Source organism: Mycobacterium sp. E1386 (assembly GCF_001672745.1).
GTDB lineage: Bacteria > Actinomycetota > Actinomycetes > Mycobacteriales > Mycobacteriaceae > Mycobacterium.
Genome location: NZ_LZKH01000078.1, coordinates 1 through 22,835, shown reverse-complemented (window position 1 = coordinate 22,835; position 22,835 = coordinate 1). Strand labels below are relative to the sequence as shown.

The window sequence follows — 22,835 nt, the reverse complement described above, 5'->3', positions numbered from 1 at the left end:
TGCGGCGATCCTACTAGGTTGGGACCTCAAGCGCCGCAACGGTGTTCGACGCTGTTCGGCTCACCGCAGGGTTTCGGTCGGCACCGCGTAGCGGTCCTGGTAGGCGCGCACCCGCTCGCGGACCTCGTCGGCCTGCAGGCCGGTGTCCGACCAGGTGTAGCGGCCGCGCCCGCCGTCCCCGGGGTGGGCGGCAAGGAACTCGCGCATCTTCTGCTCGGCGTCGGGTCGCAGCTCGCGGTCGAGCCGCTGGTAGATGTCTTTGATCGTGGTCCACGGGTCGTTGATGAAGTCGGCGTACTGCACGTCGATCACGCGGTCCGCCGGCACCGCCCCGCAGTCGCGCAGGGCCATCTCGCGCTCCAGCCCGACGACGATCTCCTCGTAGGACTGGGCCGCGCACTCGGCGATGCTGGACTCGTCGCTGCACATCCGGCGCAGGTGGTGGGTCAGTGCGGCGATCGACGAGATGACGTTGAGCGGGTCGCGATGGGTCTGCACGATCAACGCGTCAGGGTATTCGCCCAGCAGCGTGTCGAGCTGCCACAAATGCGCCGGGGACTTCAGCAACCACTGCCCGGGAACGCCGGATTGCAAGTGCTGCAGGAAGATTCGGTGAAATCGGTAGGCGCCCGTGTGGTCGGCCTCGTAGAGCAGCCAGCGGTAGTAACCGGGCAGGCGGTATTGCACCGAAAAGATCATGCTGACGAACTCTGCGGCCGTGATGCGCACGCACTCCTGGCCGACGAGGGCGCCCATCGGATGAAAGGCCAGAAACCCCGGCATGATCTGCTCGGACATCTCGATGGCGGCCTGCGCCTGCGCGATGCGCGGATCGTCGTGATAGGTCTCCGGCTGCGGAACGGGGCAGGGCTCGTCGACCTCCCAGGTCAACGGGGCGCGCAGCGCAGGGTCCTGGGCGAGCAGGTCGTAGAGGATCGTGGTCCCGGTGCGCGGCTGACCGACGATGAATATCGGTGCCGCAACCGGTTTCGTCGCGACCTCGGGATGCTGCTTGCGCCAGGCGATCACGCCCAGGCGATTCTTGAGGGCCCGCATGATGTCGAGGTAGGCGATTTCCACACCGATGTCCGACAGCCGCGCGTCGTTGATCAGCCCGTCGGTCAGGCGGTGCAGGCCTGGCCGCCACCCCTCGGCGCCGAAGTCGTCGCTTCCGACTTCCTCGCAGGCGGTGGCGATCAGCCGTTCGGGGGCGAATCGGTCCTTCAGTGTCATACCGGCTCCTCACATCGGCGCACCGCCACTGCCACGTCGGGAGGGCTTGGGTTGTCCAGCCAGCGCAGGACGACGAAGCCGCGGTGGCGGCCACCGGTGTCGAGCCAGTGGCCCACTGCGAAGTCCTTCGCGGAGATCGCGATTCGCACCCGGCCGTCCCCATCGGGTGCGACGCCGCGGTTCGTCACCGAGCTGTGCCGTGCACGCGGTTCCAGGCACTCGTGCCAGATGCTTTCCAGCGTGACGTTCCAATAGCGGGTGTCGGGGGGAGCGATGTCGAGGACCAGGGCCTCGTCCGGTTCGAGCCGGTAGGTCCCGATCATGTACAGGTTGTCCGGGGTGGTGTCGGCGGCGCCGAGGTTGGCGGCCTCGGCGGTCAGCAACGTGTTCGGCAAGTCGAGCAGTTCCGGCTTGATGGTGCGGTGCAGCGTCGCGAGCTTCATCAATGACCACGCCATCGCGGTGAACTGGTCGGCGAGCTCGCCGTCCGTCAGCGGCGCGAGTGGGCGGGGGTTCAACGCCTCGATCCGCAGCGTGGCCAGCTCTTCACGCGCGCGATCACCGATGTACTCCCGCACCACCACCGACGAGGCGTCCTCGGGAATCTTCACCCATTGCGCACCGGCGAGATCGTCCGGTTCGTCCGCGGACAGCACGAGCGCGAATTCGCCTGCGTCAAGGGCCAAGTCGACGTCGCTGACGTATGCCGCCATGCGGCGCGGCGTCAGCCCCGTCCCGGCCAGGATTTGCAGCCCGAGGTAGGCGCTGGTGCCCCGGGATCCGGTGATCCGGTAGCTCCGGTCCCCACGAATCATCGCCAGGTAGTAGTTGCCATCGGGGTTGGGACCGCCGACCATGCGGTTGTCCGAACACATATCGAAGAATGAGGGCCGCTCGGCATCCGACTCGACCGACATCTGCGCGCACAGGGAAGCGACGCGGGCGATCAGCCGGAGCCCTTCGAGCAGTTCCCGCTCGGACTCGGCGTCCTCGGTCACGACCTTGGTGACGTCAGCAAGCATCTGCTGGACGAACTGCCAAGCGGCGCGCGCCCGCTGACTGGACGAATCCGCCTCGTGAGACATCGTCTCATGCTAAGACTATGTCTTACAATTTTGGGGTTGATTCACGGGAAAAGGTGGGGAATGGCTGCGACGGCCTCGCTGGCCGAACGGAAACGGATGGCGATGCGTCAGCGCATTGCCGCCGCCGCCGCTCAGCTGGTCGCCGACCGCGGTTTGGCGGGCACGACGGTGGACCGCGTCGCCGACGAGGCCGACATCGGGCGGGCGACCTTCTTCCGCTACTTCAACTCGAAGGAAGACGCCGTCGCCGAGGGCATGACGGTCCATTGGCTCGACCGGATCACCGCCGCCCTGGCGGCCCAGCCCGAGCGCCTGAGCGCCACCGATGCGGTGATCGGCGCCTTCTCGGAGCTCGCCGACGGGTTCGCCGACATCGAGGGCCAGGTTCGCGAATTGGCGATCCTGACAAGGTCTTCCGACACACTGGACGCGTGGACACTGCACATCTACGTGCGGTACGAGCGTGCGATCGCCGACCTGATCGCGCCGCGGCTGACGCGACTTGCCCCGCAGGACCCAAGACCCCGGTTGATCGGCGCGGCGGCGATGGCCACCGTGCGGATCGCCCTCGATGACTGGCTCAGCCACGGGGGCTCTCTTCCGGACCGCGTGAGTCAGGGGCTAAGAGCGATCACGATCGGGTGATCAGCCATTGAGGGCTTCCACGATGAGCCGCGTCGTGCGCTCGGCTCGGCGCCGCGAGTAGTGCTGGGCGCCGGAAAGGATCGGGTACACCACGCCGCCGACGATCGCGTCCGCGGCCGATTCGGCCAGGGCGGCGGCGCACCCGTCGGCGAGCAGCCGGGCCCGCACGCTCTCGTGCAGCGGCGCGCTGAATCCGGCACGCAGTCTGACGGCGGTGTCCTCGTGTTCCATGCAGGCGACGGTCAGGGTCCGCAACATCGCGGAGCCGCGGGCGGTCGTCAGGCTGGTCACCAGCCTGCCCACCCAGCCCACCAGGTCGGCGGCCAGGTCGCCGGTATGGGACACCGACGCCAGCAACTGATCGGCGTCCTCGAGCATGACGTCGGCGACCAGCGCCGGGCGGCTGGGCCACCACCGGTAGATGGTCTGCTTGCCCACCCCGGCCCTGGCGGCGACGGCCTCGATGGTCAGACCGTCGAAGCCGCGCTCGAGAAGCAGCTCGCGCGTGGCGGTGACGATCGCCGTGCGCGACTTCTCGCTGCGCCGCCTCGGCGTGCCCACCTGGGTGAGATCGCTTGGCATATGGTGATCCTCACTGCCGCGGTGGCCCGCTTTACATAGCCTGACTACCCCCGGTAGTCTGCCACAAGACGAGACGGTCCGTCTTGTAAGTCCCGGAAGGATCAGTCGGTGCGGCCAACCATAGTCACCTCTCGGCCGCCATCGTGACCCTGGGACTGAGTCCGGAGCAGCAGGAGCTCAGCGACGCCGTCGGGCAGTTCGCCGACCGGCACGCCCCGATCGCCGCCACCCGCGACAGCTTCGAGGACCTCGCGGCGGGGCGGCGCCCCGGATGGTGGGATGCCCTCGTCGCCAACGGCTTTCACGCGGTGCATTTGCCCGAAAGCCTGGGCGGCCAGGGCGGCCGGCTGATCGACGCGGCCTGCGTTCTGGAGGCGGCGGGCAAGGCGCTGTTGCCCGGGCCGCTGTTGCCGACGGTTGCCGCGGGGGCGGTCGCGTTGCTTGCCGATGCCACGCCGGCCGCCGAAGCATTGGTGCGCGACCTGGCCGCCGGCGTCATCGCGGCCGTAGTGCTTCCCGACGACGGCGACTTCAGGGCACGGTCGGACGGCGGGGGATGGCGGATCACCGGGGTGTCGGAGGTAACCGTCGGGGTCTGCGCGGCGGGAACGGTCCTCGTCGGCGCCCGAGCGGAAGACGACGACGTGGTCTGGGTGGTTGTCGACACCGAAAACCCTACGGCGACAGCGGAGCCCGTCAACGGCACCGACCTGGTCGCGGACGCCGGCATCCTGCGACTCGACGACTATCGTGCGGCCGAGTCGGAAGTGCTCAGTGGGATCGACCCCGACCGCGCGCGGTGCGTCACCGTGAGTCTGGTGGCCAGCGCGATGGCCGGCATCGCGCAGTGGTGTGTCGAGGCGGTCACCGCGCATCTGCGCATCCGCGAGCAGTTCGGCAAGGTGATCGGAACCTTCCAGGCGCTGCAGCACAGTGCGGCGATGCTTTTGGTCAACAGCGAGTTGGCCACCGCGGCGGCCTGGGACGCGGTGCGCGCGGTCGATGAATCGCTCGACCAGCATCGAATGGCGGCCGGTGGTGCGGCGACGATCGCGGTCTCGCCGATCCCGGACCTGGTGCTCGACGCGCTGACGATGCTCGGCGCCATCGGTTTCACCTGGGAACACGACGTGCACCTGTACTGGCGGCGGGCCATCAGCCTGGCGGGATCGATAGGTCCGGCGAATCGCTGGGCGCGCCGGCTGGGCGAGCTTACGTGCGCCCAGACGCGCGACATGTCGGTGAATCTCGGCGACGCCGAACCCGCCTTCCGGTCCTGGGTCGCCGAGACGCTGGATGCGGCAATGCAGTTGCGCAACGACAAACCGGCACCGCACGGCGACTACCCGGACCAGGCCTCCGGGCCCCAGCGCACGTTGATCGCCGATGCCGGCCTGATGGCACCGCACTGGCCGGCGCCCTGGGGCGTCGATGCGGGTCCGCTCAAACAGCTCATCATCGACGAAGAGTTCGCCAAGCGACCCGGGCTGGTCCGGCCGTCGCTGAACATCGCCGAGTGGATCCTGCCCTCGGTGCTGGCCGCGGCACCGAAAGACCTGCAAGAGAGGCTGATTCCGCCGACCCAACGCGGCGAGATCCATTGGTGTCAGCTGTTCAGTGAACCCGGTGCCGGCTCCGATCTCGCGTCGCTGGCCACCCGGGCGACCAAGGTCGACGGCGGTTGGCGGATCAACGGCCACAAGATCTGGACGTCGCTGGCGCAGTACGCCGACCTTGGCGCCCTGCTGGCGCGCACCGACCCCGAAGCCAGCAAGCACCGCGGCATCGGTTACTTCATCCTCGACATGCGGTCGCCCGGCATCGAAATCCAGCCGATCAAAACCGCAACCGGGCAGGCGCACTTCAACGAGGTGTTTCTCAACGACGTCTTCGTTCCCGACGAGATGTTGCTGGGCGCCCCCACCGACGGCTGGAGCCTCGCGATCGCCACCATGGCCGAGGAGCGTTCGGCCATCGGCGGATACGTCAAGTTCGACCGCGCCGTCGCGCTCCGCCGGCTCGCGGCGCAGCCCGGACCCGACCGTGATGACGCGTTGCGCGCGCTCGGCGAGCTCGATGCCTACGCCAACGCGATCAGGGCGCTCGGGGTGCGGGAGACCATCCGGCTGCTCGACGGCCAGGCGTCGGGTCCGGCGTCCAGCATCGCCAAGGTCGCGATGAACGTGCTGCTGCGGCGTACCTTTCAAGCCACGTTGCAGTTGACCGGGCAGGTCGCGATGGTCGATGATCCCGACGCAGCGGTCGTGGAACCCTATTTGCATCTCCCCGCCGAATTGCTCGGCGGGGGAACCCGCGAGATTCAGCTCAACATCATCGCGCAGATGATCCTCGGACTCCCCCGAAAGTAGGACAGCCCATGGGATTACGCGGAGAAGCGGCGATCGTCGGTTACGTCGAGTTGCCGCCCGAGCGGCTCAACAAGGCCTCCCTTGCGCCGTTCGCGATCGAACAATGGGCGGAACTGTCGGCGGCCGCGCTCGAGGACGCCGGGCTGCCCGGCGATGTCGTCGACGGGATCGTGGCGTCGCACCTGGCGGAGTCGGAGATCTTCGTGCCCTCCACCATCGCCGAATATCTCGGCGTCGGAGCGCGATTCGCCGAGCACGTGGACCTCGGTGGAGCCAGCGCGGCGGCCATGGTCTGGCGGGCGGCCGCGGCGATCGAATTGGGCATCTGTGACGCGGTCCTATGTGCGCTGCCGGCGCGGTACATCACCCCGTCGTCGAAGAAGAAGCCCAGGCCCATGGTCGACGCGATGTTCTTCGGTTCATCGAGCAACCAATATGGCTCTCCCCAAGCCGAATTCGAGATTCCCTACGGCAACCTCGGCCAGAACGGGCCCTACGGGCAGGTGGCCCAGCGCTATGCGGCCGTCTACGGGTACGACGAGCGGGCGATGGCCAAGATCGTCGTCGATCAGCGGTTCAACGCCAACCACACCGAGGGCGCGATCTGGAAGGACAAGCCGCTTACGGTCGACGACGTCTTGGCCAGCCCGGTGATCGCCGACCCGCTGCACATGCTGGAGATCGTCATGCCCTGCGTCGGGGGCGCCGCGGTGGTGGTGGCCAACGCGGATCTCGCCAAACGCGCGCGCCATCGGCCGGTGTGGGTCAAGGGATTCGGCGAGCACGTGCCCTTCAAGACCCCGACCTATGCCAAGGACCTGCTACACACCCCGATCGCGGAGGCCGCCGACACCGCGTTCGCCATGACGGACCTGAGCCGCGAGCAGATGGACATGGTCTCGATCTACGACTGTTACACCATTACCGTGCTGCTGTCGCTGGAGGACGCGGGCTTTTGCGAGAAGGGCAAGGGCATGGAGTTCGTCGCCAACCATGACCTCACCTTCCGCGGTGACTTCCCGCTCAACACCGCGGGCGGGCAACTGGGCTTCGGTCAGGCCGGGCTGGCCGGCGGCATGCACCACGTCTGCGACGCCACGCGCCAGATCATGGGTCGCGCGGGGGCGGCTCAGGTCGCCGACTGTCACCGCGCCTTCGTGTCCGGCAACGGCGGAATCCTGTCGGAACAGACCACGCTGATTCTCGAGGGGGACTGATCGCCGATGGCCACCTTCGAGCGCCCGATGCCCGTCAAAACCCCTACCAGCACGCCGTTTTGGGACGCGTTGGCGCAGCATCGGATCGTCATCCAGTACTCGCCCTCGCTGGGGAGCTACGTGTTCTACCCGCGGGTGCGGGCGCCGCGCACGCTCGCCGATGATCTGGAATGGCGAGAGATCTCCGGCATGGGAACGTTGTATTCCTTCACCGTGGCCCGCCGGCCGGTGAGCCCGCACTTCGCCGATGCCGTGCCGCAGCTGCTGGCTATCGTCGAATGGGACGAGGGGCCAAGGTTTTCCACCGAGATGGTCAACGTCGACCCAGCCGACCTGCGGGTGGGCATGCGGGTGAAGCCGGTGTTCTTCGACTACCCGGAGCACGACGTCACGATGCTGCGGTACGCGCCCGCCGACTGACGCCGACCAATGTGCGGCCAGCCGCGCAGGCGCAGCGGGACTATTAGTCCCTGTAGTGCCTGCGCTCTGGCCACAAAATACGGGTGCGGCCGGCGCACTCTGTCATTGCAGTGCAATCGTTTAGCCGCGGCCGCGAACCGGCGGACGCGGTTGACACTGTGATCGGCGCCATTGTCTACTAGTCACTATATCGGCGAGGAGTGCGGCATGAACAAGGAAGATCTGATCCTGATCAGCGTGGACGATCACATCGCCGAGCCGGCCGACATGTTCGACGCGCACGTTCCCGCGAAGTACAAGGACCGCGCCCCCCGGGTGGTCGTCGAACCCGACGGCATCCAGCAGTGGTATTACGGTGAGGTCCGCGGGCGGAACATGGGCCTGAACGCCGTGGCGGGAAAGCCGCGGGAGATGTACAACATCGACGCCTCCCGCTACGACGAGATGAGGCCCGGGTGCTTCAACGTCGACGAGCGGGTCCGCGACATGAATGCCGGCGGCCAGCTGGCCGGCCTGAACTTCCCCAACTTCACCGGCTTCTCCGGGCAGGTCCTCAACCAGGGCCCCGACCGCGACGTCAACCTGGTGATGATCAAGGCCTACAACGACTGGCACATCGACGAGTGGTGCGCGGCCTACCCGGGCCGCTTCATTCCCTGCGGCATCCTGCCGCTGTTCGACGTGGCCGAGGCGGCCAAGGAAGTCAACCGCCTCGCCGGGAAAGGCTGCCACGCGGTGACGTTCTCGGAGAATCCAGAGGCGTTGCAAATGCCCAGCATTCACACCAAGTATTGGTATCCGCTGTTCGAGGCGGTCTGTGAGAACAAGACGGTGCTGTGCACGCATGTCGGCTCCGCGTCGCGCTCTCCCCAGGTGTCGACGGACGCCCCACCCAGTGTGCAGATGACGGCGTCGTCCATGATGAGCATGTTCACGTTCACCGAGCTGATCTGGGCCGAGTTCTGGGCCGACTTCCCGGAACTGAAGTTCTCGCTCACCGAGGGTGACGTCGGCTGGATACCGTACTTCCTGTGGCGGGCCGAGCACGTCTACAACCGCCACTCGGGGTGGACGCTGGCCAAGTTCCCGCCCGGTTACAGTGGACCGGCCGACGTGTTCAAGCGGCACTTCTACACCTGCTTCATCAGCGACAAGGTCGGCGTGCGCAACATGGACTGGTTCAACGAGGACATGCTGTGCTGGGAGTCCGACTTTCCCCATTCCGACAGCAACTGGCCGTTCGCGCCCGAGGACGTCATCGCGACCATGGGGCATCTCGACGACGCGGTGATCGACAAGATCACACACGAAAACGCCATGGCCGCCTACTCATTCGATCCGTTCCGGCACATCCCCAAGGAGCACGCCCGCGCCGGGTATCTGCGCGCCCAGGCCACCGACGTCGACGTGGTGACGCACGTGGGGCGCCAGGCGAGCCAGCGTGACCGCGACGCGTGGACCCGGATGACCCAGTTCGCCCTGCAGGCGCAGGTGACGGCGGAAGCCGGGGGCATTGCGGGCCGCGCCACCACCCTGGGCAACTGAACGTGTCACCCCGAGCACCGTTCGAGGACTGGCGTGTGCTGGAGTTGTCCAACGGAATCGCGGTGTCCTACTGCGGGAAGATGTTCGCCGACGCCGGTGCCGATGTGGTGAAAATCGAATCGCCGGATGGTGATTCCATACGCCGGCGGTCGGCCGGGGGGCCACCCGGGGCGCTGTTCGGCTATCTTGCCGCGGGCAAGAAGTCGGTGACCGACAGCGGCGGTGCGGAGGTGGCCGCGCTGCTGGCCGGCGCCGATATCGTCCTCACCGACTTGACCGACGGGTGGACCCTCGACGAAATAGGTTCGCATACCGGCCCTTCCGCCGTCGTGGTCGCCGTGACGCCATTCGGCACGACGGGCCCCTACGTCGACGATCGGGTGGTCGCCAACGAGTTCATCCTGCAGGCCCTGTGCGGCTCCACCGCCGGCCGCGGCTGGCCGGAGGACGAACCGGTGCAGGCCGGCGGCCAGCTCGGTGAGTGGCTGGCGGGGACCTTCGCCGCCGCGGTCGCCGCGGCGACCACCCGGCACGGGCGCCGTAGCGGGCGAGGCGAAGTCATCGACGTGTCGACGTACGAGGCGATGGTGATCGCCATGGGCGGCCTGTCTTCCATGTCGGCCAGCGTGCTGGGCGCGGATTCCCTGCTGGGACAGCGCAGTTTGGAGCTGCCGTCGATCGTTCCCACGGCCGACGGCATGGTCGGCTTCTGCACCATTACCGCGCAGCAGTTCCAGGACTTCCTGGTGCTGATCGACCGCGCCGACCTACTCGACGACGCCGAGCTGGCCTCGTTCGACGGCCGCGTTGCCCGCCGCGACGAGTTCGTCGGCATGGTCACGCAGTGGACCCAGTCCCGCACCACGCAGGAGATCGTCGACCTCGCGGTCGCCTTCCGAATCCCGGTCGCCCCCATCGCCACACCCGAGATGTTGCCCGCCATCGACCATTTCGTGGACCGCGGCGTGTTTGTGGAGTCCGGCGCCGGCGTGCTGCAGCCCCGGGTGCCGTATCGCAGCGATGCGATGGACACCAGGCCGCCCGGGCGGGCCCCGCGGCCCGGCGCAGACAACGGCCGCGTCTCCTGGTCGCCACGACCCTCCCCGCCGCCGGCCGCCGACACCGGCGCGCTTCCGCTGGCCGACACCCGGGTCACCGATTTCACCGCCTTCTGGGCGGGCCCGGTCGCCACCCAACTGCTGGGCACGCTGGGTGCCGACGTCATCAAAGTCGAGGGCGTCCGCCGGCCGGACGGCATGCGCTTCTCCGCCGGCCGCCCGCCCAGCTGGGACCAGTGGTGGGAATGGGGCCCGGTCTTCCTGTGCAGCAACAACAACAAGCGCGGCGTCAGCGTCGAGCTCAGCACCGACGCGGGACGGGCCATCGCGCTGGAGCTCATCGCCGCAAGCGATCTCGTCATCGAGAACTTCTCGCCCCGGGTGATGACGAACTTCGGTCTGGGCTGGGACGCCGTACACGCGGCCAACCCTCGGGCCGTCATGGTGCGGATGCCCGCCTTCGGCCTCGACGGGCCGTGGCGCGACCGGGTCGGTTTCGCCCAGACGATGGAGCAGGCCACGGGCATGGCGTGGATGACCGGACATGCCGACGGCCCTCCGGTGATCCCCCGCGGCGTGTGCGACCCGATCGCGGGCCTGCATGCGGCCTTCGCCGCCGTGGCGGCGTTGGTGGTGCGCGACCGCGACGGAACCGGGATGCACGTGGAATCGACGATGGTGGAGGCGGCACTGAACGTGGCCGCCGAAATGCTGGTGGAGTACTCGCGCAACGGAATCGAGATGCGCCGCAACGGGAATCGAGGCCCCGGTGCGAGCCCCCAAGGGGTTTACCGCTGCCGGGGCGAGGACGATTGGGTGGCGCTGGCCGCGACGGACGACGACGCCCGCGCGGCACTGGCCAGGCTGCTGGCCCAACCGGATCTTCGCACCGGTGACTGGCTGGAGCACCCGGACGAAATCGACAAGCTCATCTCGGATTGGACCGCACGGCGGACGGTGGCCGAAGCGGTCGAAGCGCTGCGCGGCGCCGGGGTTCCCGCGGCGCGCGTCACGCCGGCCCCGGAACTCCTGCGTGACCCGCACCTACACGCGCGGGGCTTCTGGGAAACCGTCGACCACCCCGTCGCCGGTTCCTTCCTCTGCACCGGCATGCCGTTCGCATTCCTCGGCAGGCCGCGGCGCTGGATCCGCCGGGTACCGCCGCTGTACGGGCAGCACACCGGCGAGGTCCTGACGGACCTGCTTGGGCGCAGCGAAGAAGAGTTGTCCGCGTTGCGGCAGTCGGGGACCATCAGTGCCCGGCCGACGGGCCTGTGACATGGCGGTCACCCTCTGTGTTCCGCCCCGGGACGGCGAATTGTGCGCACCGGTGCGATTTTTGGTGCGCGAGGACTCGGTGGTGATGGAACTGACCGCTCGGCACCGCATCACCAGCGTCGAATGGGACGAGCGCGAGCACGCGGTGGCGATGGTCGTCGAGATCACCGACCCGCAGACGGCCCGGCCCGTGGACGTGCGGATCGATGTGGTCGATGCCGGCGCGGCGCCCGCCGACGCCCGAACCACCAGGATCGGGGCGATCACCCGCGACGGTCGACCGTACGACGTCGTCGGCACCTATCTCGGTGTCGTGGCGGACGAGAACTAGACGCGAAGGATCACGAAAGTGGCAGGGACGAAACGCAGCGCCGCGATCGTCGGGGTGCACAACACCCGGCAGGGCCGCCGCCTGGACGGCGAGACCTCACGCAGCCTGGCGCTGGCGGCCATCCGCGGCGCACTCGATGACGCGGGGCTGCGCCTCGAAGACGTCGACGGGGTCAGCGCGGGGCCGCTGTCCACCGCCCTCATCTACGACCTGCGGCTGGGCCCGGCCTGGCAGGGCCTCGCCTTCGGCGTGGGCATGATCACCGAGGCGGTCACCGCCATCGAACACGGCATGGCGGACGTGGTGGTGCTGGTGGCCGCCCAGGCCGGCGAGTACCGCGACCACGAGGCCACGGCGCCGTGGACTCGCCCCGAGAACGAATTCGTCGCGCCGTGGGGCATGTTCACCACCGCCGAGTTCGCACTCATCGCGCGCCGGCACATGCACACCTACGGCACGACGCGCGAACAACTTTCGATCGTGGCCGCGACCATCCGCAACAACGGATCGCGCAACCCCGAAGCCGTCTACTACCAACGCGGGCCCTTCGCGCCCGACGACATTACCGCATCCCGGCCCATCGCCGACCCTTTTCACCTCCTCGACTGCGCCACCACCTCCGAAGGCGGATGCGCACTGGTCATCGCCAACGTCGAAAAGATCGACCGCGCAAGCCAACCCATCTACGTGCTGGGCAGCGGCGCCGACTTCCACGGGCCGTCCTACCAGCACCCGCCGGCGTGGGATCTCGCCGGCCGGCGGGACCGAAAAGGCGGATATGTCAATGGTGTGGTCGGCAGGCGCGCGGCCGAGCGTGCGTTCGCCCACGCGGGGCTGCGGCCCGACGACGTCGACGTGCTGGAACTCTACGACCCCTTCTCGTTCGAAATCATCCGCCAGCTTGAGGCTTTCGGGTTCTGCGGCGAAGGGGAGGGCGGACCGTTCGTCGCCGACGGCCACATCGCCATCGACGGCAGCCATCCCATCACGACCGACGGAGGAACCATGTCGTTCAGCCACGCGGGCTCCAATCCGCAGATGATGCAGCGCGCCGTCCGCGCGGTCCAGCAGCTACGCGGCCAGGCGGGCGAGCTTCAGGTTCCCGACGCGCACATCGCGTTGTGCAGCAACGGGGGAGCGGGGGCCTTGTTCACCACACTGCTGATCCTGGGGGACGAACCGCGGTGACGTCTGATGCCCTGCGCCCGCAAACCGGCCCCGTGCCCCACGCGAGTAGCCACCTCAGCGTCCCCTTCTGGGAGGGTTGCCGGTCCGGAGAATTGCGGTATCAACGCTGCGAGGCTTGCGGCCTGGCGAACTTCCCGCCGACCGAGCATTGCCGCCAATGCCTTTCGGCGCATGTGCGTTGGGAGCGCAGCGCCGGGCTGGGCGAAATCTACAGCTGGACGGTGGTCCACCGGCCGGTGACTGCGGAATTCGAACCGCCCTACGCACCCGCGATCGTCACGCTGGACGAGGGCTACCAGATGCTGACCAACGTCGTCGGGATGGCGCCGGAGGAGCTGCGGATCGGCATGCGCGTGCGCGTGCGGTTCCACGCCGTCGGCCCCGATGTCACGCTGCCGTACTTCACCGGCCAGAAGTAGGCCGGTCATGAGCCCCCGGCGCACCAGCAACGGCCTCCCGGTGACCGCCTATCTCGTGCTGGGTGTGCTGGCCGCCAACGACGAGCAGCTCACCGCCGGCGAGATCAAGATGCGCGCCGAGCTGTCGGTGGGCCACTTCTACTGGTCTCCGTCGGTCAGTCACGTACGGCGCGAGCTGAACCGCTTGTTGGCCCGCGGCATGGTGAGCGAAATCGGCGCCCAATCCGGCAAGCGGGCGATCACGCTCTACGAGACCACCGATGCCGGGCTCGACGCGCTGCGCCGGTGGGTGCAGCACTTCCCGGGCGACGACCAGGTCGTCATCAAGCACCCCGTCATCCTCAGAACCTGGCTGGCCCGCGGCGAGGACCCCGAACGCATCGTCGACACGTTGGACCGTCATCTCGAGGCGACCCGGGCGCGGCTGGACGAGGCGTTGTGGTCGCGGCAGCGGTCGCGCGAACTCGGCATCAGCGACGACCCGGACCAGCGCTTCTCGTTGGCGGTGCTGGACTACGCGATCCGCGGTTTGTATGCGGAGATCTCCAACATCGCGCAGTTGCGCGACGAGATCTCCTCCGGCACAACGCGGGATCCGGTCAGGCGGGTCCGACGGACGAAGGGCCAGATCCGACGGCGGGTGTCCGGGAGTCAGAGCTAGGCGTCGCGACGGCATAGGCGGTGCCGCGCGGTTCGCGTTCCCACAGCACTTCCCCCGCGGCGATATCCGTTCCCTCGGCGATCAATTGTCGCTTGAGCACCTTGTGGGTGGCGGTGCTGGGCAGGTCGGTGGCGATGCGAACGTAGCGCGGGCGGGCCTTGGGCGACAGGTCCGGCTGAGCGCCGAGGAACGCTTCGAAGGAATCGGGGTCGAGGGTGTGCCCTTCGTTGAGTACGAGCGCGGCCATCACCTGGTCGCCGACGCGCTCGTCCGGGACGGCGTACACCGCGACGCGGTTGATTGAGCTGTGACGCAACAGGATCCGCTCGATCGGCGCCGCGGCAAGGTTCTCCCCGTCCACCCGCATCCAGTCGGCGGTGCGGCCGGCCAGGTATATCCAGCCCTCGGAGTCGCGGTAGGCGAGGTCACCGGACCAGTACATGCCGTGGCGCATGCGCTCGGCGTTGGCGTCCGGGTCGTTGTAGTAGCCGGTGAAAAAGCCCGAGCCGGCGGTATTGACCAACTCGCCCACCGCCTCGTCGGCGTTGACCAGAGCGCCGTCGGCGTCGAAGCGCGCGACCGCGCACTCGGTGACGGTGTCGCTGTTGTAGATCGCCACCCCGTCGATCCCTTTGCCGATCGAGCCCTTCGGCGTGCCGGGTTCGCGGATCACGATGACCGCGTTCTCGGTGGAGCCGAAGCCGTCTTCGACTTGCACGTCGAAGCGCCGCGCGAACTCCTCGATGTCCTTGTCGTTGGCCTCGTTGCCGAACGCGACCCGCAGTGGATTGTCGGCGTCGTCGTCGCGTTCGGGCGTGGCCAGGATGTAGGCGAGCGGCTTGCCGACGTAGTTCATGTACGTCGCGCCGTAGTGGCGGACGTCGTCGAGGAAGCTGCTGGCCGAGAATTTGGCCGGCACGATCGCGGCGCCGGAGACCACCGCGGGCGCCCAGCCCGCGACGACCGCGTTGGAGTGGAACAGCGGCATCGACACGTAGCAGGTGTCCTGCCCGGAAAGCGCAAAGCGCTCAACCAGGTTGACGCCGGCGAACGTCGCCATCAGGTGTGACACCTGCACCGCCTTCGGGTTCCCGCTCGTTCCCGACGTGAAGATCATCATGAACGGGTCCATCGCGGTCACCTGCCGGTGCGGCACCAGTTCCCCGGCATCCTTGACGAATTCGGTCCACTGCGGCGTCGAGCTGTCGAGGATCTGCGTTCCCTCGAGGTCCAGCCCGTCCAGCAGCGACCGGTGTTCGGCGTCGGTGACGAGGAACTGGCAGTGGGCGCGCCGGACGTCGGCCGCGAGTGCGTCGCCGCGCCGGGTGGTGTTCAGTCCGCAGAGGACGTAGCCGCCGAGGCCGGCCGCCGCCATCTGGCTCAGCATCTCGGGGTTGTTTCCCAGCAGGGCGCCCACGTGCATCGGCCGGTCTCGATCGGCCGCCGATATCAGGGCGGCCGCCCGTGCCGCCGCACCCGCCAGGTACTTACTCCAACTCCACTGCAGGGCACGGTGTTTGACCGCGACCCCCGGATCGGACAAGCGCTTGCGCAGTAGCGCCTGAATCGTGTCCTCAGTCATCGGTCTCAAATCACCTTCACTATGCCTGGCCTGCGAGACGAGACGGTCCGTCTTATGGTAGCGGCGGCGGGTCGCCGTCCCGTTATCCGCCCACCATCATCAGGCCGCCATCGACCGCCAGCAGCTGACCGGTGATGAATCCCGAACCGGGACCGGCCAGAAAGACCAGCATCGGGCCGAGATCCCGCGCGGGATCGCCCAACTTTCCACCCATCGGAATCATCATCTGCATCTGCTGGTCGATGAATGCGCTGGCGTCGGGGCCGAGGAACTCGCGCAGCCGGTCGGCGCCGGCCGTCTGCACAGCCGGCGCCAGCGCGTTGACCGTGATCTTGTCGGGCGCCCAGGCCTTGGCGGCCGACCGTGTCCACGCCTGGACCGCACCCTTGGTGGCGGCGTAGACCGCCGAGATCGGGCTGCCCATCACGGCTTCCGACGATCCGAAGTTGATGATCCTGCCGCCCTTGGGGTCCTGGTCCTTCATCACGGCGTAGGCGGCCTGATTGGTGAGGATGGTCGCCTTGACGTTGGTGTCCAAGAGGAACGAGATCTCGTCGACGCCGATGTAGCCGGGAATGCCGGCCTGCCACAGCCCCGCGGCGTTCACCAACACGTCGAGTCCGCCCAAGCCCTCGGCGGCATGCCGCACCATTGCCGAGACGGCGTCGGCGTCGCGCACGTCGCACTGCAGCCAGCTGGCCGCGAGGCCGTCCGGCGGCGGCGCCTGATGATAGGTGGCGGCGACCTCGGCCCCGGCCGCGCCGAGGGCTCCGACGGCGGCCGCGCCGATTCCGGTCGCTCCGCCGGTGACCAGGATGCGCCTGCCCCGCAGCGGTGGCGTCGTAGCTGACATGCGCAAGACGCTACCGCCGGCGGGGCGGGTGGTTACGTGCGCACCGCGATCGTCGACAACAGGTCGGCGAGCCGGTCCGGCTGGTCGATCATCGAGAAGGTCCTGGCACCGGTGATGACCTCGAGGCGGGCGTTCGGGATGGTGGCGGCCAGCCGGACCCCGTCCTCCTGCTCGAAGAACACGTCATCGGCCGACCACGCGATGAGGGTGGGCTTGTCGAACTCGGGCAAGCGGGCGGCCACGCCCGCCGTCACCTCCGTGCGCATCGAGAGGGTGAACTGGCGCAGGTCTTCGGCGATGCGGGGGTCGGATAGCCCCGGCCGCACCCACGCCGCGGTGAGGTCGTCGATGTTGCGGTGCGCCAATCCGTCGAACGCGCGCTTGCGAGCCGCCGGGACTCGCATGGCCTGGGAAACGGCCCGGAACGTCGTCTTCGACTTGGCCGCCAGGATCACCGGCTTGAGGATCGGCGGCGGAAAGTGTTCGAACGCATCGCAACTCGTGAGCACCAGCGCGCCGAGCCGCTCGGGGTGGTGCACGGCCACGAGTTGCGTGACGACCCCTCCCGTGTCGTTGCCCACCAGCACCACGTCCTCGAGGTCGAGCGCGGTCAGCACCTCGGCGACCATCCCCGCGACTCCGGTGATGGTCCGATCGGCGCCGCGGCGCAACGGCTCCGGATGCGCGCCCAGCGGCCACGTCGGGGCGATGCACCGCAGCCCGCGGTCGGCCAGGCGTTCGCTGACCTGGCGCCACAGCTGGCCGCCCATCATGTATCCGTGCACGAAAACGACGGGCCTGCCGCTTTCGGGTCCGATTGCTTCGTAATGGATGGTTCCGGCACTAATGTCGATCGTCGACATAGAGAACTCCTACCTCGAAATACATTTACAAACAGGCTGTCTGTTCGTAAGTTACCAACAGGTTGTATGGAAAGCAAGAGACGGACTCAGGAAGAGCGCTCCGCGGCGACCCGCGACGCGCTGATCGCGGCCGCCCGCAAGCTGTGGGGGCTACGGGGTTACGCGGAGGTCGGAACGCCGGAGATCGCGGCCGTCGCGGGCGTGACGCGCGGCGCCATGTACCACCAATTCGCCGACAAGGCGGCGCTTTTCCGCGAGGTCGTCGAGGCGGTTGAACAGGACGTGATGGCGCGGATGGGCACCCTGGTGGCCGAGTCCGGTGCGACGACACCGGCGGACGCGATCCGTGCGGCGGTCGACGCGTGGCTGGAGGTTTCCGGGGATCCGGAGGTGCGTCAGCTGATGTTGCTGGACGCCCCGAGTGTGCTGGGATGGGCGGGTTTTCGCGACGTCGCGCAGCGGTACAGCCTGGGCATGACCGAACAGTTGATCACCGAGGCGATCCGGGCCGGCCAGTTGGCCAAGCAGCCCGTGCGGCCGTTGGCGCACGTGCTGATCGGTGCGCTCGACGAGGCGGCCATGCTCATCGCGACCGCCGAGGATCCCAAACGCACGCGCCGCGAAACGCGGCAGGTGCTGCACCGGCTGATCGACGGCATGCTTACGGGGTCATGAGGCGCCGAACCGATGGGGCCACCAGCTTCGCTCCCGTAAGAGCGTCGCGATGGCGGGAACGGTGAGCGTGCGAACGACGAACGTGTCCAGCAGCAGCCCGCAACCGATCACGAACCCGGCCTGAACCATCATGTCGAGCGATCCGATCATGAGCCCGAACATGCTGGCGGCGAAGATCAGGCCCGCTGAGGTGATGACGGAGCCGGTACTGGTGACGGTGCGGAGCACGCCGACGCGCATGTTGCCGCTGGACTCCTCGCGCAGGCGCGAGATCACCAGCATGTTGTAGTCGGCGCCTACCGCGATCAACAGGATGAAGGCCAGGAGCGGGACGGGCCAGGCGATGGCGTGGCCGAAACCGTACTGGAACAACAGCACTCCCAGGCCCAGCGCACCGAAGTAGTTCAGTATGACGGTGCCCAGCAGGTAGAGCGGGGCGACGACGGAACGCAGCAGCAGGATCAGGACGACGCCGACTACCAGCAGGGTGGCGGTGGCCAGCCGGGTGAAGTCCGCGGACAGCAGTTGTTGGAGGTCGGAGTTGACGGCGGTGAAGCCGGCCACGGAGATGGCGGCGCCGGCCAGCGAGGTGTTGGGCAGGGCGGCGTCGGCCGTGTCGGTGATCTTGCGGTTCAGGGCCATCGCGTCGGCGGAGTAGGGGTCGTATGAGGATGTGACGGCGAACCGGGCGGCGCGCCCGTCGGGGGAGATGAAGTGCCTTGCCAGGTCGCTGAATTGGCGATTCTCAAATGTCGTCGGCGGCAGGTAGAACCCGGAGGCGGCGTCCGATCCCGAGGTGGCGTGCGCGGCGTTTCGCAGCTGCGCGGCGATCTGGCCCATGCCTTCGAGTAGCCGAATGTTGTTGTCGGCAAGAGTATGTACCCCGCCAGCCAGTGCCTGGGCGCCCCAGGCGAGTCGGCTGACGCCGCCTTGCAGACGGTGGATGTCGCCGATCAGGTCTGCCGGGTCGCCGGTCGCGCCGAGCGCCTGCTGCATGGTGGCGGCGGCGTTTTGGATATCGGTGAGCGTGCCGGAGAGGGTGGTGGTTTGGCTGAACTGATCGCTGAGTCCGCCCACCTGGTCGAAGAATCCACCGTTGCGCAGCGTTACGAGCACTCGGGTTTCGTCGCGCAGCTGAGCACACTGCGGCGTGGTGGCGCACCAGGGTGAGGCATTGAGGCCTTCGACGAGTGGTTCGATCGCCGCGATGGCGCCGGCGGCTTGTTGGGCCAGGGGCCGCAGTCCCGCACCGGTGTGCACGGCTTGATCCACGGCCGGTGCGGTGGCGTTGAGTTGTTGCAGCAGGGGCCGCGCGCCCTGCAGGCGCTGACCTTTGCTTCCGGCCTGGTCCAAGAGATCGGTCAGCGGTGTGAGCGCACGCCGCAGCATGGTGTCGAGTTGGCCCAAGCCGGCCGCGAGTTGGTCGGCGCCGTTGGTGAGCTTGGCGAGGTCGTCCCTGTGGGCTTCGCCATCGGCGACGGCACCGGCCATCTTGTCGCCGATTTGCCCGTTCTGCCAAGACAATTGCGCTTGGTCGAGCCGGTTACCGGTTGGGCGGGTGACACCGGAAACCCGGGTGACCCCGGGTAGCTGGGCCACCCGCGAGGCCAGCGCGTCGAGGTCGGCGAGGCCTTTGGCGGTCCGCATGTCGGTGCGGGCTTGCACAAGCAGGAATTGGTTGATGACGGTGTCCTTGGGAAAGTGCCGATCCAACAGCCGATAGCCGTGGTTGCTGGCGGTGCCCGCGGGTTGTCCCTTGCGGTCGTCGTAGCTGATCGTCATGGTGGCCACCACGCCGGCCAGGGCCAGCAAGACCACCAAGCTTGCGGCCAGCACGGGCGCCGGCCGTCGTACCACCATGACGGCGATCCGGTTCCAGTACTGGCGAGATAAGTCGGCGCGGGGCTCGGCGATGCCGCGTTTGGCCGCCAGCGCCAATAGCGGCGGGAGCAGCGTGATGGTGGCCAGGAATCCGATCAGCACGGCAACGGCACATGCGGGGCCGACACCCTCGAAGACGCTCAGGCGAGCGAACACCATGGAGGCCAGCGCCAAAGCAACCGTGGCCGCCGACGCCAAGATGACGCGCCCGATGCTGCCGCAGGCGCGAACGATGGCCTGTTCGGGGGCGTTTCCATGCCGTCGTTGTTCGTGATAGCGGCTGATCAGGAACACGCTGTAGTCGGTGCCGGCGCCCAACAGAACCGCGGTCATGAACGCGATGGTGAATTGCGATACGGGAACACCGAATTCACCGAGCGCCGACAGCACGCCTCGGCCGACGGCCACGCTCGCGCCGATGACCAATAGCGGCAACAGTGCGGTGGCCACCGACCGATAGACCAACAGCAGGATGAGCCCGATGAGGGCGGCGGTCGCGATCGAGATGAGGAGCAGCTCATGTTCGCCGGAGCCGATTTGATCACGGAACGTCGCGGCCGGACCGGTGACGTACGCGGTGGTCGACGACCCGCTCACGACCGAGGAGACGTGCGCGCGCACGGCGTCGACCGACTCGGCCGCCTTGGGGTCACCGAGGGTGCCGGCGATCCCGATCGGCAGGAACCACGCCTTGCCGTCTTGGCTTACCGCCCGGCTTCTGGTGGCGGGCTCGGCGAGTAGATCCTGCACCAGCAGAACGTGAGTCTTGTCGGCACGCAGCGCGGCCACGAGGGCGTCGTAGCGTTGCCGGGCCGGTGGGGTCAGCCCGGCGGCATCTTCCATCGCAATGACGATCGAGGTCTTCGCGCCCCGCTCGTCGAACGCCGCCGCCATGCGATCGAGCGCTTGAAACGACGGCACGTCACCGGGCAAGAGCTGGACCGACTGCTGGCGCACGACCGTCTCCAGCTGTGGGAAGGCGATTGCGAGAATCGCCGCCACGCCGATCCATGTGCCGATCACCCATGCCTTCCGTCGGACGGCAAGCCCGCCCAATGCGGCAAGGCGCGCACTGTATTCACCGGTGCGCTCGAGATGGGCCTCGGCCCGTCGGGGCGCGCCAACCAAACCCGTTCCCGGAAAGATCCCCTGTCGCACCGCTCCCCCTATGATTGGTTGGTGAAGCAGTTCACCAAACCATGTTGGTGAGATCCTTCACCAAAGTGGGCGGCGGGCGCAAGTCCGCGAGTCAAACGAAAAGGAGCTGGTTGTCGGATGGCAGTGCATCGCGGCCTAACCGCTGATCAGCGGCGTGAACAGCGTCGGGGGCAGCTCCTCGAGGCTGCGTTCGACATGATCGCCGAGCACGGGGTCAACAATCTCCGGGTGCGCGCCGTCAGCGCAAGCGCGGGGCTGAACGACCGCTACTTCTACGAGAGCTTCCGCGACTGCCACGAGTTACTGATCGCGACTTTCGAAGACCAATTCAGCCGGGCATTGACCGGGATCATGGCGACGGTCGCGGAGTCGCCGCACGAACTCGAGGCCCGCGCCCGCGCCGTCATCGAGTTCGCATTCGGCTTCATCGATGAAGATCCTCGGCGCCCGCGGCTGCTGATCGAGCTGCAGACGGCCGAAGCGCTCGCCGGCCGTCGGGACGAAGTGATCGACGTTCTCACCCAGGTCATGGTCGGGCAGGTGCGGGCACTGCTCGGCGAGGCCGCCGGCACCGACGACAACGTCATGCTGACCGCGTTGACGGTGGTGGGCGGTCTTCTGGAGCTGATCAGCCAGTGGTACCGACACCACATCGCGGTCAGTCGACCTCAGCTCATCGAGTTCATGACGGCGCTCGTGGTCACGACGACGGACATCACCGGCGCGCTCGAACGCCGTCTTACCGCGGAAGATCACTCCTGAAGCGGGACGCGCACCTAGCGGTGGTTCTGGGCGAAGAACTGCCAGATGGTGCTGGTGGCGTCCAGCGCCGCCGAGGGTGGTGGGATGCCCGCGACCTTCTCGGCGAGGGGGCTGGGTTCACCGCCCGGCCATTGGTGGCCGGCGCCGGCCACTGAGATCAACTCGACGGTGCGTCCGTCCGCGCAGCCCGCGATTTGTGTCGTCACGTCACCGGTGGTGCTCGAGTTCGGCGCTCCGCACGCGTCAATGGCGCGCCAGGTCGCATTCACCGACTGCGCCGACGGGCCGTCGACGCGGGCAGTTCCGTTGAGCGCGAACGCCTTTCCGGGTCCGCCGTCGTAGGGCACCCTGTCGTCGGCCGTGCCGTGGATTTGCAGCACCGACGTTCGCCGCGCCTGTGAGCAGTCGGTCAGTAGCGTGCCCGCCACCGGGGCGATCGCGGCGAACATGTCCGACTGGCAGCCGAGCCGGAGCGCCATCATGGCCCCGTTCGACATGCCGGTGACATAGACGCGCGCCCGGTCGATGGGGATCCCTTGCTCGATGGCGCCGACCATGGTCGTGATGAAGCCGACGTCGTCCGCGCCGACCCGCTGGGGTTCGCCGCAGCACGTCCCGGCATTCCAGGCACGGTTGATGCCGTCGGGGTAGGCGACCAGGAAGTGCCCGGCGTCGGCCTCGGCGTCCCAGTGGTACGCGCGCTCGGCCTGCTGACCCGTTCCGAAGCCGCCATGCAGCATCACCACCAGAGGGGTCGCATCCGCGATTCCCTGGGGCCGGTACAGGTGAAAGGTGCGGCTGACACCGCCCGACGCGACGCTCTGGGTGGACTGCCCGACCGGAATCGGTTGCGAGCCGGGCGTTCCCAGCGCATGGCCGCCGCCCAGGCACCCGCCGAGCACGACGGCCAGGACGGCGACGAGGCAAACGCTGATGGCCCGGGCGCGGCGCGATCGCATGGGACGAGTGTGCCACCCGCAGCACGATTGACAAGTAACTTGTCAAAATCCTCGCCGGCTGCCACGATGGC

The 22,835-nt window shown here is 68.0% G+C and carries 20 protein-coding genes; 12 read left to right on the top strand and 8 right to left on the bottom strand.

Annotated elements, in window-relative coordinates; genetic code table 11:
• Positions 1–60: 60 nt before the first annotated feature.
• Both A5709_RS08395 and A5709_RS08390 read right to left on the bottom strand, forming a co-directional pair.
• Positions 61–1,233, bottom strand: coding sequence for a sulfotransferase (locus A5709_RS08395; RefSeq protein ID WP_067945072.1), 1,173 nt, complete (start codon positions 1,231–1,233; stop codon positions 61–63).
• Positions 1,230–2,318: a DUF1214 domain-containing protein gene (locus A5709_RS08390; protein WP_068119375.1), complete on the bottom strand. Its 1,089-nt coding sequence runs from the start codon at positions 2,316–2,318 to the stop codon at positions 1,230–1,232. The genes A5709_RS08395 and A5709_RS08390 overlap by 4 nt, the downstream gene beginning before the upstream one ends.
• Positions 2,319–2,378: 60 nt before the next feature.
• Between A5709_RS08390 and A5709_RS08385 the strand changes: the two genes are divergently transcribed.
• Complete coding sequence (locus A5709_RS08385) at positions 2,379–2,963, top strand: TetR family transcriptional regulator (RefSeq protein WP_068119372.1); 585 nt, start codon at positions 2,379–2,381, stop codon at positions 2,961–2,963.
• On the opposite strand, the gene A5709_RS08380 is transcribed toward A5709_RS08385, so the two are convergent.
• Positions 2,964–3,545 (bottom strand): TetR/AcrR family transcriptional regulator, encoded by a 582-nt coding sequence (locus A5709_RS08380; RefSeq protein ID WP_068119371.1) that lies wholly within the window; start codon positions 3,543–3,545, stop codon positions 2,964–2,966.
• A 143-nt stretch (positions 3,546–3,688) separates the two neighbouring features.
• Between A5709_RS08380 and A5709_RS08375 the strand changes: the two genes are divergently transcribed.
• From A5709_RS08375 to A5709_RS08335, 9 genes are all read left to right on the top strand, one after another.
• On the top strand, positions 3,689–5,914 hold the full coding sequence (locus tag A5709_RS08375) for an acyl-CoA dehydrogenase (protein WP_068119368.1): 2,226 nt from the start codon (positions 3,689–3,691) through the stop codon (positions 5,912–5,914).
• An 8-nt stretch (positions 5,915–5,922) separates the two neighbouring features.
• Positions 5,923–7,131 carry a thiolase family protein gene (locus A5709_RS08370; protein ID WP_068119365.1) on the top strand — a complete coding sequence of 403 codons (1,209 nt, stop codon included), beginning with the start codon at positions 5,923–5,925 and terminating at the stop codon, positions 7,129–7,131.
• A gap of 6 nt (positions 7,132–7,137) precedes the next feature.
• Complete coding sequence (locus tag A5709_RS08365; RefSeq protein WP_066951239.1) at positions 7,138–7,551, top strand: Zn-ribbon domain-containing OB-fold protein; 414 nt, start codon at positions 7,138–7,140, stop codon at positions 7,549–7,551.
• Between the two features lie 207 nt (positions 7,552–7,758).
• Positions 7,759–9,096: an amidohydrolase family protein gene (locus A5709_RS08360; protein ID WP_068119361.1), complete on the top strand. Its 1,338-nt coding sequence runs from the start codon at positions 7,759–7,761 to the stop codon at positions 9,094–9,096.
• A gap of 2 nt (positions 9,097–9,098) precedes the next feature.
• A complete protein-coding gene (locus A5709_RS08355) occupies positions 9,099–11,432 on the top strand; it encodes a CoA transferase (RefSeq protein WP_068119357.1) in 2,334 nt (777 codons plus the stop codon).
• Position 11,433: 1 nt separating this feature from the next.
• The gene (locus A5709_RS08350; protein WP_067945086.1) at positions 11,434–11,763 is read left to right on the top strand and encodes a hypothetical protein; all 330 of its coding nucleotides are present in this window, start codon (positions 11,434–11,436) and stop codon (positions 11,761–11,763) included.
• A gap of 18 nt (positions 11,764–11,781) precedes the next feature.
• A complete protein-coding gene (locus A5709_RS08345; RefSeq protein ID WP_067945090.1) occupies positions 11,782–12,951 on the top strand; it encodes a thiolase family protein in 1,170 nt (389 codons plus the stop codon).
• Complete coding sequence (locus A5709_RS08340; RefSeq protein WP_067945091.1) at positions 12,948–13,370, top strand: Zn-ribbon domain-containing OB-fold protein; 423 nt, start codon at positions 12,948–12,950, stop codon at positions 13,368–13,370. The genes A5709_RS08345 and A5709_RS08340 overlap by 4 nt, the downstream gene beginning before the upstream one ends.
• 7 nt (positions 13,371–13,377) lie before the next feature.
• Positions 13,378–14,031 carry a PadR family transcriptional regulator gene (locus A5709_RS08335; protein ID WP_067945094.1) on the top strand — a complete coding sequence of 218 codons (654 nt, stop codon included), beginning with the start codon at positions 13,378–13,380 and terminating at the stop codon, positions 14,029–14,031.
• On the opposite strand, the gene fadD1 is transcribed toward A5709_RS08335, so the two are convergent.
• The 3 genes from fadD1 to A5709_RS08320 form a co-directional block, all read right to left on the bottom strand.
• Positions 13,970–15,613, bottom strand: coding sequence for a fatty-acid--CoA ligase FadD1 (fadD1, locus tag A5709_RS08330; protein WP_068119352.1), 1,644 nt, complete (start codon positions 15,611–15,613; stop codon positions 13,970–13,972). The genes A5709_RS08335 and fadD1 overlap by 62 nt on opposite strands.
• 82 nt (positions 15,614–15,695) lie before the next feature.
• Positions 15,696–16,466 (bottom strand): SDR family NAD(P)-dependent oxidoreductase, encoded by a 771-nt coding sequence (locus tag A5709_RS08325; protein WP_068119350.1) that lies wholly within the window; start codon positions 16,464–16,466, stop codon positions 15,696–15,698.
• A gap of 32 nt (positions 16,467–16,498) precedes the next feature.
• Entirely contained in the window at positions 16,499–17,329 is an 831-nt protein-coding gene (locus tag A5709_RS08320; protein ID WP_068119347.1) for an alpha/beta fold hydrolase, read from the bottom strand.
• Between the two features lie 66 nt (positions 17,330–17,395).
• Here A5709_RS08320 and A5709_RS08315 point away from each other — a divergent pair, with 66 nt between their 5' ends.
• The gene (locus A5709_RS08315) at positions 17,396–18,004 is read left to right on the top strand and encodes a TetR/AcrR family transcriptional regulator (RefSeq protein WP_067946982.1); all 609 of its coding nucleotides are present in this window, start codon (positions 17,396–17,398) and stop codon (positions 18,002–18,004) included.
• Here A5709_RS08315 and A5709_RS08310 read toward each other — a convergent pair.
• Positions 17,999–21,013 carry an RND family transporter gene (locus A5709_RS08310; RefSeq protein ID WP_082973823.1) on the bottom strand — a complete coding sequence of 1,005 codons (3,015 nt, stop codon included), beginning with the start codon at positions 21,011–21,013 and terminating at the stop codon, positions 17,999–18,001. The genes A5709_RS08315 and A5709_RS08310 overlap by 6 nt on opposite strands.
• Before the next feature lie 147 nt (positions 21,014–21,160).
• Between A5709_RS08310 and A5709_RS08305 the strand changes: the two genes are divergently transcribed.
• Complete coding sequence (locus A5709_RS08305) at positions 21,161–21,805, top strand: TetR/AcrR family transcriptional regulator (protein WP_068119342.1); 645 nt, start codon at positions 21,161–21,163, stop codon at positions 21,803–21,805.
• A gap of 14 nt (positions 21,806–21,819) precedes the next feature.
• On the opposite strand, the gene A5709_RS08300 is transcribed toward A5709_RS08305, so the two are convergent.
• Positions 21,820–22,764 carry a PHB depolymerase family esterase gene (locus tag A5709_RS08300; protein ID WP_068119338.1) on the bottom strand — a complete coding sequence of 315 codons (945 nt, stop codon included), beginning with the start codon at positions 22,762–22,764 and terminating at the stop codon, positions 21,820–21,822.
• Positions 22,765–22,835 lie beyond the last annotated feature (71 nt).